Origin of the sequence: Actinocrinis sp., from assembly GCF_035605935.1 — a bacterium.
GTDB lineage: Bacteria > Actinomycetota > Actinomycetes > Streptomycetales > Catenulisporaceae > Actinocrinis.
Genome location: NZ_DATNGK010000051.1, coordinates 61,455 through 78,850 on the forward strand (window position 1 = coordinate 61,455; position 17,396 = coordinate 78,850).

13 protein-coding genes are annotated in these 17,396 nt (G+C 67.4%); 9 read left to right on the top strand and 4 right to left on the bottom strand.

Annotated elements, in window-relative coordinates; all coding sequences use genetic code 11:
* Positions 1-130: 130 nt before the first annotated feature.
* The 3 genes from fbaA (at position 131) to VN779_RS04130 (ending at position 4,175) form a co-directional block, all read left to right on the top strand.
* Positions 131-1,153, top strand: a complete 1,023-nt coding sequence (gene fbaA, locus VN779_RS04120) for a class II fructose-bisphosphate aldolase (protein WP_325720275.1) — start codon at positions 131-133, stop codon at positions 1,151-1,153.
* A 158-nt stretch (positions 1,154-1,311) separates the two neighbouring features.
* Positions 1,312-2,595: an adenylosuccinate synthase gene (locus tag VN779_RS04125; RefSeq protein ID WP_325720276.1), complete on the top strand. Its 1,284-nt coding sequence runs from the start codon at positions 1,312-1,314 to the stop codon at positions 2,593-2,595.
* 221 nt (positions 2,596-2,816) lie between these two features.
* A complete protein-coding gene (locus VN779_RS04130) occupies positions 2,817-4,175 on the top strand; it encodes an aspartate aminotransferase family protein (protein WP_325720278.1) in 1,359 nt (452 codons plus the stop codon).
* A 37-nt stretch (positions 4,176-4,212) separates the two neighbouring features.
* Here the strand turns inward: VN779_RS04130 and VN779_RS04135 are convergent, their stop codons facing one another.
* Positions 4,213-5,016 carry an enoyl-CoA hydratase/isomerase family protein gene (locus tag VN779_RS04135; RefSeq protein ID WP_325720280.1) on the bottom strand — a complete coding sequence of 268 codons (804 nt, stop codon included), beginning with the start codon at positions 5,014-5,016 and terminating at the stop codon, positions 4,213-4,215.
* A gap of 146 nt (positions 5,017-5,162) precedes the next feature.
* Between VN779_RS04135 and VN779_RS04140 the strand changes: the two genes are divergently transcribed.
* Positions 5,163-6,566 carry an MFS transporter gene (locus VN779_RS04140; protein ID WP_325720282.1) on the top strand — a complete coding sequence of 468 codons (1,404 nt, stop codon included), beginning with the start codon at positions 5,163-5,165 and terminating at the stop codon, positions 6,564-6,566.
* Here the strand turns inward: VN779_RS04140 and VN779_RS04145 are convergent.
* Positions 6,523-7,962 (bottom strand): CCA tRNA nucleotidyltransferase, encoded by a 1,440-nt coding sequence (locus tag VN779_RS04145; protein WP_349260634.1) that lies wholly within the window; start codon positions 7,960-7,962, stop codon positions 6,523-6,525. The genes VN779_RS04140 and VN779_RS04145 overlap by 44 nt on opposite strands.
* Positions 7,963-8,063: 101 nt before the next feature.
* Here VN779_RS04145 and VN779_RS04150 point away from each other — a divergent pair, with 101 nt between their 5' ends.
* The 5 genes from VN779_RS04150 to VN779_RS04170 all read left to right on the top strand — a co-directional run bounded on the left by VN779_RS04150 (position 8,064) and on the right by VN779_RS04170 (position 15,616).
* Positions 8,064-10,208, top strand: a complete 2,145-nt coding sequence (locus tag VN779_RS04150) for a DUF6049 family protein (protein ID WP_325720286.1) — start codon at positions 8,064-8,066, stop codon at positions 10,206-10,208.
* Positions 10,209-10,262: 54 nt separating this feature from the next.
* On the top strand, positions 10,263-12,221 hold the full coding sequence (gene murJ, locus VN779_RS04155; protein WP_325720288.1) for a murein biosynthesis integral membrane protein MurJ: 1,959 nt from the start codon (positions 10,263-10,265) through the stop codon (positions 12,219-12,221).
* 255 nt (positions 12,222-12,476) lie between these two features.
* On the top strand, positions 12,477-14,069 hold the full coding sequence (locus VN779_RS04160; RefSeq protein ID WP_325720290.1) for a protein kinase family protein: 1,593 nt from the start codon (positions 12,477-12,479) through the stop codon (positions 14,067-14,069).
* Positions 14,070-14,117: 48 nt separating this feature from the next.
* Positions 14,118-14,828, top strand: a complete 711-nt coding sequence (gene sigM, locus VN779_RS04165; protein WP_325720291.1) for an RNA polymerase sigma factor SigM — start codon at positions 14,118-14,120, stop codon at positions 14,826-14,828.
* Positions 14,825-15,616 (top strand): hypothetical protein, encoded by a 792-nt coding sequence (locus VN779_RS04170; RefSeq protein ID WP_325720293.1) that lies wholly within the window; start codon positions 14,825-14,827, stop codon positions 15,614-15,616. Before sigM ends, VN779_RS04170 begins: the two co-directional genes overlap by 4 nt.
* Before the next feature lie 243 nt (positions 15,617-15,859).
* On the opposite strand, the gene trxA is transcribed toward VN779_RS04170, so the two are convergent.
* Positions 15,860-16,189: a thioredoxin gene (gene trxA / locus VN779_RS04175; protein WP_325720294.1), complete on the bottom strand. Its 330-nt coding sequence runs from the start codon at positions 16,187-16,189 to the stop codon at positions 15,860-15,862.
* Between the two features lie 134 nt (positions 16,190-16,323).
* Positions 16,324-17,298 (bottom strand): thioredoxin-disulfide reductase, encoded by a 975-nt coding sequence (trxB, locus tag VN779_RS04180; RefSeq protein ID WP_325720296.1) that lies wholly within the window; start codon positions 17,296-17,298, stop codon positions 16,324-16,326.
* Positions 17,299-17,396: the final 98 nt, after the last annotated feature.

The window sequence follows — 17,396 nt, forward strand, 5'->3', positions numbered from 1 at the left end:
GGGAGTGACGAGAGCCGCCGAAAAGCGGCCGTGACGTGGGAACCGTCCCACATCACGGCCGCTTTTCCATTCCCTTGGGCGGGTCTGCGAGACTGACCGGTGAGAGACAGGATCGTTTCGAGGAGCCCACATGCCCATCGCAAGCCCTGAGGTCTACGCGGAGATGATCGACCGGGCCAAGGCCGGCCGGTTCGCCTACCCCGCCATCAACGTGACCTCGTCGCAGACGCTCAACGCCGCGCTGCGCGGCTTCGCCGAGGCCGAGAGCGACGGCATCGTCCAGGTCTCCACCGGCGGCGCGGAGTTCCTTTCCGGCAGCACGGTCAAGGACATGGTGATCGGCGCCAGGGCGCTGGCCGAGTACGCGCACGTGGTCGCCGAGAAGTACGACATCAACATCGCGCTGCACACCGACCACTGCCCGAAGGACAAGCTGGACGGCTTCATGAAGCCGCTGGTCGCCGTCTCCCAGGAGCGGGTCGCCAAGGGTCTCGAGCCGCTGTTCCAGTCGCACATGTGGGACGGCTCCGCGGTGCCGCTGGACGAGAACCTGCGGATCGCAGCCGAGCTGCTGGAGCAGACCGCGAAGGCGCGCACCATCCTGGAGATCGAGATCGGCGTGGTCGGCGGCGAGGAGGACGGCGTCGCGAACGAGATCAACGACAAGCTGTACACCACGCCCGAGGACGTGCTCAAGACCGCTGAGGCGCTGGGCATCGGCGAGAAGGGCCGCTACCTGCTGGCCGCCACCTTCGGCAACGTGCACGGCGTGTACAAGCCGGGCAACGTGAAGCTGCGCCCGTCGATCCTCAAGGAGATCCAGGACGCGGTCGGCGCCAAGTACAACAAGGACAAGCCGTTCGACCTGGTCTTCCACGGCGGTTCCGGCTCGCTGCTCTCCGAGATCCGCGAGGCGCTGGACTACGGCGTGGTGAAGATGAACGTGGACACCGACACCCAGTACGCCTTCACCCGGCCGATCGTGGATCACGTGTTCAAGAACTACGACGGCGTGCTGAAGATCGACGGCGAGGTCGGCAACAAGAAGGCCTACGACCCGCGCGCCTACGGCAAGTCGGCTGAGGGCGGCATGGCCCAGCGCGTGGTGACCGCCTGCCAGGACCTGCGCTCCGCGGGCACCAAGATCAAGTAGCCGCCGCGTCGGCAAGCGACGAGGGACGCGGCCCGGACGGCAGCCCGGGCCGCGTCCCTCGGTAGCCGGGAAAGTCCGGCTCAGGTAAGCTCTTGTTGCAAGAGGCCCGGTCGCGCTTGCGCCGGGCTTTGACTATGTCCGGAAGAGGTGTAACCGGAATGCCAGCGCTTGTGCTCGTCGGCGCCCAGTGGGGCGACGAAGGAAAGGGCAAGGCCACCGACCTGCTCGGCGGGTCCGTGGACTACGTCGTGCGCTACCAGGGCGGCAACAACGCGGGGCACACAGTCGTCATCGGCGACCAGTCCTACGCGTTGCATTTGCTGCCGTCCGGCATCCTGACCCCCGGCTGCATCCCGGTGATCGGCAACGGCGTGGTCATCGACCCGGCGGTGCTGCTGCAGGAACTCGACGGGCTGACCGCTCGGGGCGTGGACACCTCGAACCTGATCATCTCCGCCAACGCGCACCTGATCACGCCGTACCACCGCACGATCGACAAGGTCACCGAGCGGTTCCTCGGCGACAGCCGGATCGGCACTACCGGCCGGGGCATCGGACCGACCTACGCGGACAAGATCTCGCGCATCGGCATCCGGGTGCAGGACCTATTCGACCCAGGCATCCTGGCCAAAAAGGTCGAGGCGGCGCTGCGTGACCGCAACCAGATGCTGGTCAAGCTGTACAACCGGCGGGCAATCGCGGCCGAGGCGATCGTCGAGGAGTACCTCGGCTACGCGGAACGGCTACGCCCGCATGTCGCGGACACCTCGCTGCTGCTCAACCAGGCGCTCAACGAGGGCAAGGTAGTGCTTTTGGAGGGATCTCAGGGCACGTTGCTCGACGTCGATCACGGCACGTATCCGTTCGTTACGTCGTCGAACCCGACTACAGGCGGCGCGTGCTCTGGTTCGGGCATCGGGCCTACGAAGATCACCCGCTCGATCGGCATCCTTAAGGCGTACACGACGCGCGTAGGTGCGGGACCATTCCCCACCGAGCTGTTCGACGCGGATGGCGAAGCGTTGCGGACGAAGGGCCACGAGCGTGGCGTCACGACCGGCAGGGACCGGCGCTGCGGCTGGTTCGACGCGGTGATCGCGCGGTACGCGACCCGGGTGAACGGCCTGACCGACTTCTTCCTCACCAAGCTGGACATCCTCACCGGCTGGGAGCGCGTGCCGGTGTGTGTGGCTTATGACGTGGACGGCGTGCGATACGACGAACTGCCGATGACGCAGACCGACTTCCATCACGCCAAGCCGATCTACGAGTTCCTTCCTGGGTGGGACGAGGACATCACCAAGGCCAGGGACTTCTCCGACCTGCCGGCCAACGCGCAGAACTACGTCCACGCGCTGGAGCAGATGTCCGGAGCGCCGATCTCGGCGATCGGCGTCGGCCCGGCCCGTGACGCGACGATCCAGCTGCGCAGCTTCCTGTAGAACCAGTTGAACCAGGCACGGCAGAACCAGTCACGGCGCCCGTTAGCGATCGCGCGCTAGACAACCTGCCCGGATCGGGCCGTCCCGTCGTACAGAGTGGCGATGGAGCGGCCCGATCCGTGTTTCCTACGCTGGGTGCCATGACCGATATCGCGCCAGCCGCCTCTTCCCTCTCCGCGCCCGACTCCGCTGTGTCCGATCGCGCTGCTTCCAATCGCGCTGTGTCCGATCCAGCCGCGGGGAAGGCGGTATCCGAGCGTGACCGCGCGCACGTCTTCCACTCCTGGTCCGCGCAGGATCAGATCGCCCCGCTGCCAATCGCCGGGGCCGCCGGCGCACGGTTCTGGGACTACGAGGGCAACAGTTACCTGGACTTCGCCAGTCAGCTGGTCTTCACCAACATCGGGCATCAGCACCCGAAGGTGGTCGCCGCGATTCAAGAGCAGGCGGCGCGGCTGTGCACGATCGCCCCGGGATTCGGCAACGACAAGCGCGCCGAGGCGGCAGAACTGATCACGTCGTACGCGCCGGAAGGCCTGAACCGGGTCTTCTTCACGAACGCGGGCGCGGACGCGATCGAGAACGCGGTACGCATGGCGCGAATCCATACCGGCCGGCCGAAGGTCCTGACGGCGTACCGGTCCTACCACGGCAACACCGCGACCGCGATCAGCCTGACCGGTGACCCGCGCCGCTGGGCCAACGAGAACGCGGGGCATCACGACGGTAACGTCGCGCACTTCTTCGGGCCGTACCTTTACCGCTCCTCCTTCTACGCGACCACGGAGGCGGAGGAGGCCGAGCGTGCGCTGGACCACCTTGAGCAGACGATCGTGTTCGAGGGTGCGGGCACCGTGGCGGCGATCTTGCTAGAGACCGTGGTCGGCACCAACGGCATCCTCGTTCCGCCGCCGGGCTACCTGGCCGGCGTGCGGGCACTGTGCGATAAGTACGGCATCGTCTACATCGCCGACGAGGTGATGGCCGGCTTCGGCCGCACCGGGGCCTGGTTCGCGGTGGATCACTGGAATGTGCGGCCCGACCTGATCGCCTTCGCGAAGGGCGTCAACTCCGGATACGTGCCGCTCGGCGGCGTGATCATCTCCGACGAGATCCACGACACCTTCCGCAACCAGGTCTTCCCGGGTGGCCTGACCTACTCCGGACATCCGTTGGCCTGTGCAGCCGCCGTCGCGACGATCGAGGCGATGCGTGACGAGCAGATCGTGGAAAACGCGGCGTGGCTCGGGGAGAACGTGTTCGGCCCGACGCTGCGCGAGTTCGCCGAGCGGCATCCCTCCGTCGGCGAGGCGCGCGGCATCGGCGCGTTCTGGGCGCTGGACCTGGTGAAGAACAAGCGAACGCGCGAAATGCTCGTTCCGTACGGCGCGGGCGGCCCGGCCGCGGCACCCATGAACGCGGTGCTCGCCGAGTGCAAGAAGCACGGCACCTGGCCGTTCACCCACTTCAACCGGTTGCAGATCACCCCGCCGCTCAATCTGACCGAGGCTGAGGCGCGCGAGGGCTTGGCGGCGATCGACAAGGCGCTCAGCGTCGCCGACGAGTACACCGAGCAATAGTCGTCAGTCCGCTACGCGGGTCTGGCTATAGGTGCGGCTACACGGGCCACTGCGGCTTGCGCTTCTCGGCGAAGGCGCGGATACCTTCGATCCGATCCGCGGAGAACGCAGTGGCTCGCCAAGCTGAGTCCTCGACATCGAGCCCTGCGGTAAGCGGCAGTTCGATGCCCGTGCGTAGTGCGTGCTTGGCGTTACGCACGCCCACTGGAGAGTTCGAGGCGATCTGCGCCGCTAGTTCCAGGGCAGCTTCGCGAGCGGTGTGCTGACCGGGTACGCGGCGATTCACAATGCCGAGTGCGGTCGCCTCGTCGACGGTAACGCGCCGTCCGGTGTAGATCAGATCGGCAGCAAAGGTGGCCCCGATACGGCGAGCGAGCAACTGCGTTCCGCCGCCGCCCGGTACCAATCCGACGGTGACCTCAGGCAGTCCAAATTGCGCGCCGTCATCCGCGACGATCAAATCGCAACCGAGCGCCAGCTCGAAGCCTCCGCCGAGCGCGAAGCCGCTGACCGCCGCGATTACGGGCACCGGCAGGCCGATGATCGAGCCGAAGGCGCGGCGGAAAACGGGCCGTTGTGCGAGCAGGTCGGCGTCCGTGAATTCGTTGCGCTCCTTGAGATCCGCGCCGACGCAGAACGCCCGCTCGCCGGCGGCGCTCAGCACGACGGCGCGGACGCCGGGATCATCTGCGAGCGCGCAGGCCTTATCGCCTAGCTCGGTGGCTAGCGCGGTACTGATCGCATTGAGCGCGTCGGGGCGGTCGAGGACGATTTCGGCCACGTGGCCATGACGCCGGGCTGCGACGTTCGCGTTGGCGGGCACAGCGCTGTTCGAGGTCATGGACACGCCTTTCCTGGAGACGCCATTCGTGGACACGTCTCTCGTGAACACGTCTCTCGTGAACACAGTGCGAGCGTATCCAGGCTGACTTCGACGTACACCTGCAGGCCGATGCGTGCCCTTCGAAATACACCTAGGCTGATCAAGTGGCCCAGACAACGCCGTCAGGCGCCGGCGGCGGATCCAGTTCCGGCGCGCGCGTCGGCGCCTTGATGCGCGTGCTGCGTATCGTGCTGACCGGGCCGCATCTGCGCTCATTCCGGCTGCTTTTCGCCACCCGGCTCATCGGGCAGCTGTCCGACGGCGCCTTCCAGGTCGCGTTGGCCTCCTACGTGATCTTCTCGCCGGAGAAGCAGGCGACCGCCGCGCAGGTCGCGCAGGCGTTCGCGGTACTGCTGCTGCCGTTCACCATCGTCGGCCCGTTCGCCGGAGTGTTCCTGGACCGCTGGCCGCGCCGGCAGGTGCTGGTCTGGGCGAACCTGCTGCGGGCGGCGCTGGTGGTCGTGGTGGCGGTGCTGGTGGATCTGCAGGTGCCGAACGTGCTGTTCTACATCGGCGCGCTGGCGGTGCTTTCCGCGAACCGGTTCATCCTGGCCGGCCTGTCCGCCTCGCTGCCACACACCGTCCCGGCCGGCCAACTGGTCACCGCCAATTCGGTGCTGCCCACCGCTGGGACCCTGGCCGCGACGGCCGGCGGCGCCGTGAGCCTGATCGTGCACGCGATCCTGGGCACCGGGAACCACGCCACCATCGGCGAACTGGTCTGTGTCGCAGGGCTCTACACGGTCGCGGCGCTGTTCGCGCTCGGCATCGGCCGGGCCAAACTGGGACCGCTGGAACTGCCGCGGGAAAGCACCTGGACCGCCGTGCGCTCGGTGGCTCGCGGGGTCCTTCAGGGCGCACGGCATCTCGCGGCGCGGCCGATCGCCGGGCGCGCGCTGGTCGCGGTGACCGTCTCCAGGTTCTGCTACGGCGTGGTCACCATCATCACGCTGCTGCTCTACCGCAACGCCTTCAACGACCCGAACCAGCCGAACAAGGGCCTGGCCGGATTCGCCCTCGCGGTCGGACTCTCCGGTGCGGGCTTCGGAATCAGTGCCGTGATCACACCGCTGGTCACCCGGCGGATCCGGTTGCCCGCCTGGATCACGCTGTGTCTGCTCGGCGCCGCCGTCGCCGAGCTCTGCTTCGGTCTGCCCTTCCGCCCGGTACCGCTGCTGATCGGCGCTTTCCTGCTCGGCGTGGCGTCGCAGGGCCAGAAGATATGCACCGACACGCTGGTTCAGCGCTCGGTCGACGACGAGTTCCGCGGCCGCGTGTTCGTGTTCTACGACATGGTCTTCAACGGGGCCTTCGTGCTCGCCGCCGCCTTTGCCGCGGCCGCGCTTCCGGCCGACGGCAAGTCATACCTGGTCGTCATCATCGTCGCAGCCTGCTATGCGGTCGTCGGGCTCTGGTACGGCGTCAAGAGTCTGCGTGATCCGGTCAGCATGCCGCCGCCGAGCTCTAATACTCCGGCTGAGTCGTCCACCACTCCCGCAGTGCGCTGACCGCTGCCTCGTGCCCCAGGGGGCCCTGGTCAAGCCGCAGCTCCAGCAGGAACTTGTAGGCGCGGCCGACCACCGGGCCTGGCGGAACGCCCAGCAGTTCCATGATCTGATTGCCATCCAGGTCGGGCCGGATCGAGTCCAGCTCCTCCTGCTCCTTGAGCCGCTCGATCCGGGCCTCGAGTGCATCGTAGGTGGCGGCGAGTGCTGCGGCCTTGCGGCGGTTGCGGGTGGTGCAGTCGGAGCGGGTCAGCTTGTGCAGCCTGGTCAGGAGCGGCCCGGCGTCACGCACGTAACGGCGTACCGCGGAGTCGGTCCACTCGCCGTCACCGTAGCCGTGGAAGCGCAGGTGCAGCTCGACGAGGCGGGCCACGTCGTCAACAAGGTCGTTCGAGAACTTCAGCTCACGCAACCGCTTCTTGGTCATCTTCGCGCCGACCAGCTCGTGATGGTGGAAGGAGACCCCGCCGCCCGGCTCGAAACGGCGGGTGCGCGGCTTGCCGATGTCATGCATCAGGGCAGCCAGACGCAGCACCAGGTCCGGGCCATCCTCCTCCAGCGCGATGGCCTGATCGAGAACGGTGAGCGTGTGCTCGTAGACGTCCTTGTGCCGGTGGTGCTCGTCGACTTCCAGGCGCAGCCGCGGCAATTCGGGCAGCACGTATTCGGCGAGGCCGGTTTCCGTGAGCAGGCCGAGGCCGGTGTGCGCGTTCGGTGCGAGAAGCAGCTTGGTCAGTTCGTCCCGGATGCGTTCCGCGGAAACGATCTTCAATCGGTCGGCCATCTCTTGCATCGCGGCGACGACTTCAGGTGCGACGGCGAAGTCGAGCTGCGCGGCGAAACGTGCGGCGCGCAGCATACGCAGCGGGTCGTCAGAGAAGGACTCCTGCGGGGTGGCAGGGGTACGCAGGGTGCGCTTCGCCAAGTCAAGCAAGCCACCGTGCAGGTCAACGAACTCGCGCTGCGGTAACCGCAATGCCATTGCGTTAACGGTGAAGTCACGACGAATCAGGTCGTCCGCGAGCGTCTCACCATAGGACACTGTGGGCTTGCGCGACGTTCGGTCGTACGCCTCGCTGCGGTACGTCGTGATCTCCAGCTTGTATCCGTCCTTCTGGCAGCCGACCGTGCCGAAGGCGATGCCCACCTCCCAGACCGCGTCAGCCCAGCCCTTGACCAGCTTGAGCACCTGCTGCGGCCGCGCATCGGTGGTGAAGTCGAGATCCTCTCCGAGCCGATCGAGCAAGCCGTCCCGCACCGAGCCGCCGACCAGCGCGAGTTCGTGACCTGCCGCGGCGAAGCGGGTTGCCAGGTCGTCCGCGACCGGGGCGAGATTCAACAGCCGCGCGGCCGCCGCGGCGGAGCGGCTCGACGAGCCGGCACCCGGGCGATCGGGCAGCTCGGCATCCGAAGGAGAGGTAGACACGTCATCCAAGGGTACGTGCTCCGCTCGGGCTACCCGTCCGTCCGGCGCTCCGCCGCACAACTAGGATTCCGCCCGTGAGTTCGCTCCGCGCCTTGCGGCGCCATTCCCGCGACCTGCTCTCGCTGGTCGTGGTTCTGGCGGCCCAGGTCTTGATGTTCGCCGCTCCCGCGCCGTCGTACGCGGCAAGCGGCGGTGCGAACGCGGTCACGGTCGAACTCTCCTCGCTCAGTCCGGCGATAGCGGTGAAGGGCAGCACGCTGCACCTAGCCGGGAACCTCGTTGGCGGTTCCGCCGCGCATACCGACGTGGTGGTTCGGTTGGCGGTCGCTGAGATGCAGGTTCGCTCCGACATGGCCAGCAATGCCGGCTTCGACTCACGCCTCATCTTCGGCCACGACTACACGGCCGGCACGATCGCGGCCAACGCGACGGTGCCGTGGTCGCTCTCCATGCCGATCTCTGCGCTCTCGTTGACCAGCCAGACTGTGTATGCGCTCGACATCGAAGCGTTTGCCGGTGACTTACGCATCGGCGCGGTACGCACGTACCTGCCGTACGCGATGAACGGCGACTCAAGCTTCCATGCGACGCAGATGGTCGTGCTCTGGCCGGTCACCGGAGCACCGAGTCTCGACGGTCAGGTCGACAAGTTCGTGCCCGAGGCCGTTGGCGACGGCCTTTCCGCTCAGTTCGCCGCGGGCGGCCGGCTCGACAAGACGCTGAGCGTTCCCGGCGCGAACAAGAACCTCACCATTTCCTGGGCGGTGGACCCCGACCTGCTGACGACCGCCGACAGCGAGAGCCACGGGTACTCGCTCTACCCGGACGGCGATTCGGGGGCAGGCGCACAGAACGCGTCGGCCTGGCTGACCGAAGCGAAGAGCGCACTGAGCAGCGAGGGCGAGCTGTGGCAGTTGCCGGCGGCCGATCCCGATCTCGGCTCACTGGGCCGTTCGAACCCAACCGCCGCCACGGAGTTGGTCCAGAGCGCGACAACGCGGTCCGGAACCACGCTTCAGGACTTCGTCGGCCGCAGCCCGAAGGGCACGCTGGCCTGGCCAGCCAATGGCCAGGCCGATTCCGGGACACTCAGCCTGGCCAAAGCCGCGGATCCCGGCGCGGTCATCGTGCGCTCGGACTCAATCGGCCTCCACACTCCGCTGGACAGTTACACGCCGACCGGACGGGCGCAGGTCAACGGTCAGGCAGTGGCTGTCAGCGATGCGGCTCTCGACGCGATCTTCGCCGGCGACACGGCCGACTCGGCGTGGAAGGGTTCTAACCAGTCCCTACTGGCCTCTCAGCGCTTCCTCGCGGACAGCGCGCTGATCGCCCACGAGCGGCCGAATCTGTCCACGCCGCGCACGATCATGGTGACCGCTCCGCGCGGCGGCACACCGGATCCGGCTCTGCTCACCGCGGTCAGCGAGGCCGGTTGGATCAAGACCGTCGGCCTTTCCACGCTGCTCAGCGCGAAGCCGGACGCGCACGCGCAGACTTCCGCGCCCAAGCGCGAGGCGGCGACGGCGCAGTCGGATCTGACCAACGCTCAGCTGTCCGCGACCTCCGAGCTGGACGCCTCGGTCCGCGCCCTTACCGCGATCATGGTCGGGCAGCAGGCGCAGCAATCCATCGACAGCTACGTCCCCGCGGTGCTGCGTACGATTTCGACCGCTTGGCGCTCCGCCCCTGCTCAGCAGGTCGCGTTCAGCAGCGCTGTGGACAACCGGCTGGACACCACGATGGGCCTGGTGACCCTGGTGAAGAAGTCGGACCTGACGCTGTCCGGCAAGAGCGGGGTGATCCCGTTCACGGTCGAGAACCGGTTCGACCATCCCGTCCGAATTGGCATCCGGATCACCACCGACCACGCCGGCCTGGCTGTCCAGTCGATCACGGTGCAGACCGTGCAGCAGGGATCGACGCCCATAAACGTGCACGTCAGCTCCAACGTCTCGGGCACGCGCGTTACCGTCACCGCACAGTTGGTGACCCCTGACGGCGCCGACTACGGCGAACCGCAGTCGCTCCAGGTGACGGTGTCTTCTATCGGCTCGATCACTTTGATCATCTTCGGTTTATCAGCCGCGCTCCTGGTCATCGCTGTAGGGTTGCGTATCTACCGGGGCAGACGGACCCGTACCGCACAGGCCGAGCCCGACCAATCCGGCGCGCCCATGGACAACGGCGCCTTAGCCGAGGCGGAACGGGAACAATGACTAGTTGAACGCGGGGCCGCCCGCGCGCGATGAAGGGTACCGAGGACCGCAGCCATGGCACGCTGGGCAGAAGACGATCGACCGCGCGCCGCCGCCCGGACGCAGCCACCGCAGCAAGACCTTTGGTACCCGGCGATACCCGAGGACGAAGCGCCTGAAGAACGCGCCGCTCGCCGTGCCGCCTACGCCGAGGCAGTCGACGCCACCCGCTTCAATCTGCCGGTCTTCGGTACCTCGTTCTTCGATCCGGCGGCGATCCAGCAGCTGATTCCGCCGCGCCGCGGCCAAGTCCAGGGCCCGGCCACCCGGCCCGACGAGCTCGGCCCCTTCGACCCGTGGACTCCCGCGCCGGCCACCGGCACGACCGAGGCGGTGCGCGAACGGCCGGCGGCACCGGCCGGCAGCGTGTCGCGGGCCAGCCGCATCATGGCGCTGGGCACCATCGTCTCCCGCGCCACCGGCATGATCCGCCAACTTCTGCTGGTCGCGGCGCTCGGCACCGCGGCGCTCGGCACCGGCTACAACATCGCCAACAACGTGCCGAACACCATCTACCTGCTGGTGATCGGTGGCGCGGTCAACTCCATCTTCGTGCCGCAGCTGGTGCGCGCGATGAAGGACGACGCGGACGGCGGCCAGGCGTTCATGGACCGGCTGCTGACCCTGACCATCATCATCATGGCCGTGCTCACCCTGGTGTGCGTGCTGTTCGCGCCACAGATCGTCTCGCTGTTCAACCCGAACGCGACGATGGCGAACCGCGAGATCACCATCGTCTTCGCGCGCTACATGCTGCCGCAGATCTTCTTCTACGGCATGTTCGTGATGTTCGGCCAGATCCTGAACGCCAAGGACAAGTTCGGCCCGATGATGTGGACGCCGGTGCTGGCCAACATCGTCCAGATCGCCACCTTCGGCGCCTACCTGTGGATCGCGGGCTATGTGCAGAGCACCGCGAACATCACGCAGAACGAGCTGGCGCTGCTCGGCCTCGGCTCGACGATAAGCATCGCGCTGCAGACGATCACGCTGATCCCCTACCTGCGGCAGGTCGGGATCAGTTTCCGGCCCCGCTTCGACTGGCGCGGGGTCGGCCTCGGCAAGTCGATGACGCTGGCCAAGTGGACCATGGGCATGGTGCTGGTCGGCCAGATCAGTACCACTGTCATCACCCGGCTCAGCAGCTCGATGGACACCAGTGGTCCGCACCAGACCGAGGGCGTCGGCTACACCGCCTACTCCAATGCCCTGACCATCTGGATCCTGCCGCAAGCCATCATCACCGTCTCCATCATCACGGCTCTGCTGCCACGGATGAGCCGGGCCGCCCAGTCGGGGGATCGCAATGCGGTACGCGACTCCATCTCCTACGGTCTGCGCGTGAGTGCCGTCGCGATCGTGCCCTGTGCCTTCCTGTTCCTCGCCTTCGGCCAGCAGATCTCCGCGTTGCTGTTCGAACACGGAGCGACGAACACGACGATGGCCCGCAACCTCGGCTACATGCTGATGGCATTCGGGCTCGGTCTCATCCCGTTCTCGGCGCAGTATCTGATGATGCGTGGGTTCTACGCGTATGAGGACACCAAGACGCCGTTCGTCGTGACCGCGTGGATTTCGTTCTTCAACGGCGGGCTGGCGTACGTCTCCTACGAACTGCTGCACACGACCAAGTGGGCGGTCACGGGCATGTGCGTGGGCTACGTCGTCGCCTACACCATCGGGATGGTGATGACCGGTGCCAAACTCAGCCGCAAGCTGCGCGGCCTGGACACCACGCGGATCGTGCGCACGCACGCCAAGCTCGGCGCGGCTTCGGCCCTTGGTGCGCTGATCGGCGGCCCGATCGGGTTCGAGATCACGCAGGCGCTGCACGGCGGGCTGACCGGGGCCGGAGCCGGAATGATCGTCGGCGGCGGCCTGTTCGGAGTGCTCTTCCTCGCCGCCTCACGCAAGATGCGCATCGAGGAAGTCGACATGCTGCTCGGAACACTGCGCTCCAGGTTCGGCCGCTGAGTCGCGGTACCGCGGCAGCACGGAAGTCGCAGTCACCCCGGACCGCCGCGGCGGAACCACCGCACACGTGAACCGAAAACCGCGTTCGAAGCGTCGTTGGTGCAGTGCCGTCCGCGCGGTGGGGTGTCGTTCTTTCAGGGCGGCGCGCCCCGCGCTTCGGTTCGACGGTTGAGAACCGGGCACTAGCATGAGAGCGAGCGCGCTTTTTCGCGCGCGGGAGCCCCACGACGCCAACGATGCACAAGAGGGAGGGCCGTGGCTTCCCTGGCCGAAAAGCCCGCCGGAGACAGCGAGAACTCCGACCGCGCCCGCTTCGACCAACGGGTCCACGTCGGCGTGAGGCTGGCCGGCCGGTATCGGCTGGAGCGGGAGCTGCACCGGTTTTCCAGCGGGGAAGGACCCGGGCCGCAGGCTTGGGTCGGTTTCGACGAGCTGCTCAATCGCGAGGTGGGCGTCGATCTGATCGCCTCGGGACACCCCCGCGCCGCGGCGATGGCGGAGGCCGCGCGTAACGCCGCGACCGTGCCGGACGTGCGATTCGTCCAGGTGCTCGACGTCGCGGACGAGAACGGCCTGGTCTACGTGGTCACCGAGTGGGTTACCGACGCGTCGGCGCTCACGCAGCGTCTCGCTCGCGGACCGCTGTCCGTGCCGCTCGCCACCCGGATCGCGCGCGAGCTTTCGGTGGCCATGGCGGAGGCGCACGCGTGTGAGATGCGGCACGGTGCGCTGGACCCTGACAAGGTGCTGCTTACCAGTACCAACCAGGTCAAAATCCTCGGTCTGTGCCTGGAGACCGCGATGTCCGGCGCGCAGATGGCCAGTCCGACCGATGACGTCCGCGCGATCGGCGCAATCTGGTACGCCGCGCTTACCGGCCGGTGGCCGGGAGAGGATCCGGCTTTCGGACTTGCCGCCGCGCCGCGTTCACACGGCAAGCCGTTCACCCCGGCCCAGATCCGCGCCGCCATTCCGAAGGCAGTGGACCAGCTCGTAGAGCAAGCCCTCGAGGCCGGCGACAGCGAAGTACCGGTCATCGAGAGCGCGAAGACGCTCACCTCGAGCATCGCCGCCCTGCCCAGGATGCGTGACGAGTCGGAGACCACTGACGTCATTCCCCGGCCGGTCCCCCGCCGCGCTCCGGTCTATCCGGTCGCGGCGCCGACCGCGGTGCAGCAGCTTGCCGCCCCGAGCAGGGGGGGCACCGCCGGCCGAGTGCCGCGGGGCGTACTCGCGGTGATCCTCGGCGTTGTCGTGGTGATCGGCGCGGTGGCGGCCTTCCAACTCGGCGGGCGCAACGGCGGTTCGTCGACCCCACCACCGAACAGTCCGCAGGCTCGCTCTGGCTCGTCCGCTCCGGTGACTCCGCAGCAACTCTCGATCGCGAACGCGTCGATATGGGATTCCGACCACGGCCAGGACGACGTGCAGAGGGTTCAGCAGTCGTACAACGGCTCGTCGGAGGGCTGGATCACCACGACGTTCAAGGACGGACCCGATATAACGTCGTTCCGCAAGGGCACCGGCGTCATCTTCGACCTCGGCTCGGCGCAGAACGTCGGCAAGCTGACATTCACGGTCGGCGTTCCGGGGGCGACAGTCGAGGTGTGGACCGCGGACGCCGGGCTCACCTCGCTTCCGTCGGTGCAGAACTCGGCGCCGCCCGGGTTCGCCAAGCAGGCCACCAAGACCGGCGTGGGTGGCGGTGAGGTGGACGTCGCCTTCACCACCACGGTGAAGACCCGGTATGTGATGGTCTGGTTCACCTCTCTGCCGCATCAGGACGCTGGGCAGTACAACATCGCGGGCTTCCGTGACAGTCTGGCGAACGTCAAAATCTTCTCGTAGCGCTTCGACCTTCGAAGTGCGCACAGGACAGGTGCGGGGGAGGAGCGGATGCGCGCACGGCGTGGCGAGGAACAGCGCGCGCGTGACGACGCCACCGACCGCGCGCTGATCGCCCGGCACATCGACGGCGATCCTGAGGCCTTCAGCGAGCTGTTCAGCCGCCATCGAGATCGGCTGTGGGCCGTGGCGCTGCGAACGACCGGCGATCCGGAAGACGCGGCCGATGCTCTTCAAGACGCGGCGGTCTCGGCGTTTCGCGCGGCGGCGGGCTTCCGGTCTGAGGCTGCGGTGGGGACGTGGCTGTACCGGATCGTGGTGAACGCCTGTGTAGACCGCGCACGACGGCAAGCCGTACGGCCTACCGTCCGCTACCCGGACGAGCAGTCGGCAGCATGGCAGCGCGCGGTGCGCGATCCGTCCGACATGGCTGACAACCGCGAACTGCGCATCGTGCTTGAGGACGCGCTGGCGACGCTCCCCCTCGACCAGCGTGCAGCCATCGTCGCCGTCGACCTTGAAGGGTTGTCTGTGGAGGAGGCTGCGCAGGCGCTCGGGGTTCCGACCGGCACGGTCAAGAGCCGCTGCGCTCGTGGCCGGGGAAAGCTCGCCGTGTTACTCGCGGATCTGCGGAACCGGCCGGCCGCCGCGCCCGTCCAAAAGCAGACAACCGGGCGAAGCAGCGATGACGGCAGCCGGCACGGCAGTGACGGTCCGGGGGTCGGCGACAGCCCGGAACCGATGGAACGAGGTGTGCGGTGACAACGGCACACGAGCCCCATAGGGGACCGGACATCCATCTTTCGGCCGAAGACCTGTCCGCACTCGCGGAAGGCGCACAGCCGACCGCTGAGAGCGCGTCAGAACACCTTGTCGACTGCGCTGCCTGCCGCGGCGAGGTAGCTGCGATCGCGCAACTGCTCGCCGCCTTCGAGACTTTGGAGCCGCCGCAACTGCCGCAAGAGGTGGCGATCCGGATCGACGCCGCTCTCGCACGCGAGGCGGCCGCGCGAGCCAGCGCGCCGCACGCTGCCGCTGAGTCCGCGACCACCGCCGACAAGTCGAGCGGACGTAGGCGCCGGCCGTGGTTGTCACGCCGCGTCGGCTTGGGGCTGGCGTCATTGGCGGCGGTAGTCGGCGGCCTGACGTTGGCGATCAACCTCGTTTCGACGAATACGCAGAGCGGCAGCGCAGCATCCGGTAGCGGGGCGATCAATTCCGACGCCGCTACCGGTGGTCCCCGGCGGGCTGAGGGCCAAATCGAAACGCCCAGCACGCTCGCTCCGACTTCTCCCCTGGCGCTGTGGGTAAAGCAGACTCTCGGCGGCGCGAAGCCCGACTTAGAGATCAACTCACCGTGCCGGGCCAATCCGGCCTTCGCCGGAGAGCAACCGATCCGTGTGGTGAACGGGCCGTTCAACGGCGTGTCAGCGACGCTGGTTGTCTATCCGAACGACGGCGACGCCAGGACGGTCCAGGCCGTCGTGTACGCACAACCGTGCACGGCGACGAGCTATCGGGTGCTCGCGCAAGGGATCGTCGCGAAGTAGACAGTCAGCCTCGAACGGCTCGCTTTCGAGCGGCGATTCGAGTTCAGCCAAAAGCGCTAGGGCCGCCCCGGTTGCGGGGCGGCCCTAAGCCGTGTGTAAGAAGCTTCGCCGCGGCCGCGACGCCTGCCAGGTACTCGGCCGTCTTGCGATCGCACGCGCCAGACGCCGCAGCCTTGATCCGGCGCTACTTCCTACACACGCCCTCACGCTTGCTTACGCCGCTGCCGATGGCAGCGATGCCGCTTAGGCGGAGACGAACTCCTGGAGGTCGTTGAGCAGGGCGCGCTTCGGCTTGGCCCCCACGATGGTCTTGGCGACCTCGCCCTTGACGTAGACATTGAGCATCGGAATGTTCAGCACCCCGTACTTGGCCGCGATCTGCGGATTCTCGTCGATGTTCACCTTGACGATCTCCAGCGACTCACCGTGCTCCGCGGCGATCTGGTCCAGGATCGGCGCGATCATCCGGCAGGGAGCGCACCACGGCGCCCAGAAGTCCACCAGGACCGGCTTGTCGTTGTCGAGCACGTCCTGCTGGAAGGACGCGTCCGTTACCTGCTTGAGGTCTGACATGGTTCCTCGTCTCCCGGTGTTCTCTTCGCTGCTGTTGTTGCCTCGTCCGAAGCGCAGCCTCGGACGGTCCTGCGGTTGGTCGGTGGTCGTCGGTCCGTGTCGTACTTGTTGGCTCCGTCGCGCTGGTCCGGGGATCAGATCGCTGGCGCGCCGTCCTTCAACGCCGCCAGGTACCGCTCGGCATCCAGAGCGGCAGCGCATCCGGTGCCGGCGGCGGTGATCGCTTGTCGGTACACGTGGTCCACCACGTCGCCGCTGGCGAAGACTCCGGGCAGGTTGGTCCTTGTGCTCGGGGCCTCCACGCGGATGTAGCCCTCCGCGTCGATGTCGAGCTGACCGCGGAACAGGTCGCTGCGCGGCTCGTGACCGATCGCGATGAACAGACCGGTGGCCGCCAGAACGCGTTCTTCGCCGGTGACCGTGTCGCGCAGCCGCACCGCGTTTACCCGGTCCTCCCCCTCGATCGCCACTACCTCGCTGTTCCAGGCGAAGGAGATCTTCGGGTTGGCGAACGCCCGGTTCTGCATGATCTTGCTGGCCCGCAACTGGTCGCGCCGGTGCACCACGGTCACCGAGCGAGCGAACCGGGTCAGGAAGGTGGCCTCCTCGATCGCGGTGTCACCGCCGCCGACCACGACGATGTCCTGCTCACGGAAGAAGAAGCCGTCACAGGTGGCGCACCACGACACGCCGTGTCCGGACAGCCGCTTCTCGTCGGGCAAGCCGAGTTCGCGGTATCCGGATCCGGTGGCGATGATGACGGTCTGCGCTAGGTGAACGTCGCCCGCGCCGTCCACGACGCGCTTCAGCTCGCCGGTCAGCTCTACTTCGGTGACGTCGTCCGCGACCAGTTCCGCGCCGAAACGCTCGGCCTGCTTGCGCAGGTTGTCCATCAGGTCCGGTCCCATGACGCCGTCCGGGAAGCCGGGGAAGTTCTCCACGTCGGTGGTGTTCATCAGGGCGCCGCCCGCGGTGACCGAGCCCTCGAAGACGAGCGGCTTGAGTCCGGCCCGCGCGGTGTAGATGGCCGCTGTGTATCCGGCCGGGCCCGAACCGATGACGACGACTTCGCGGACCTCGCTGGTTCGCTCTTCAGGGTTCTGCGGCACGGCTCGGTGACCTTCCCTCTTGGTGTGGCTGCATGGAGACGAACAGATACCGGGTGCCGGCTATTCCGCCGGCGTCCGGGCCGCCCGACAGGGCGAGA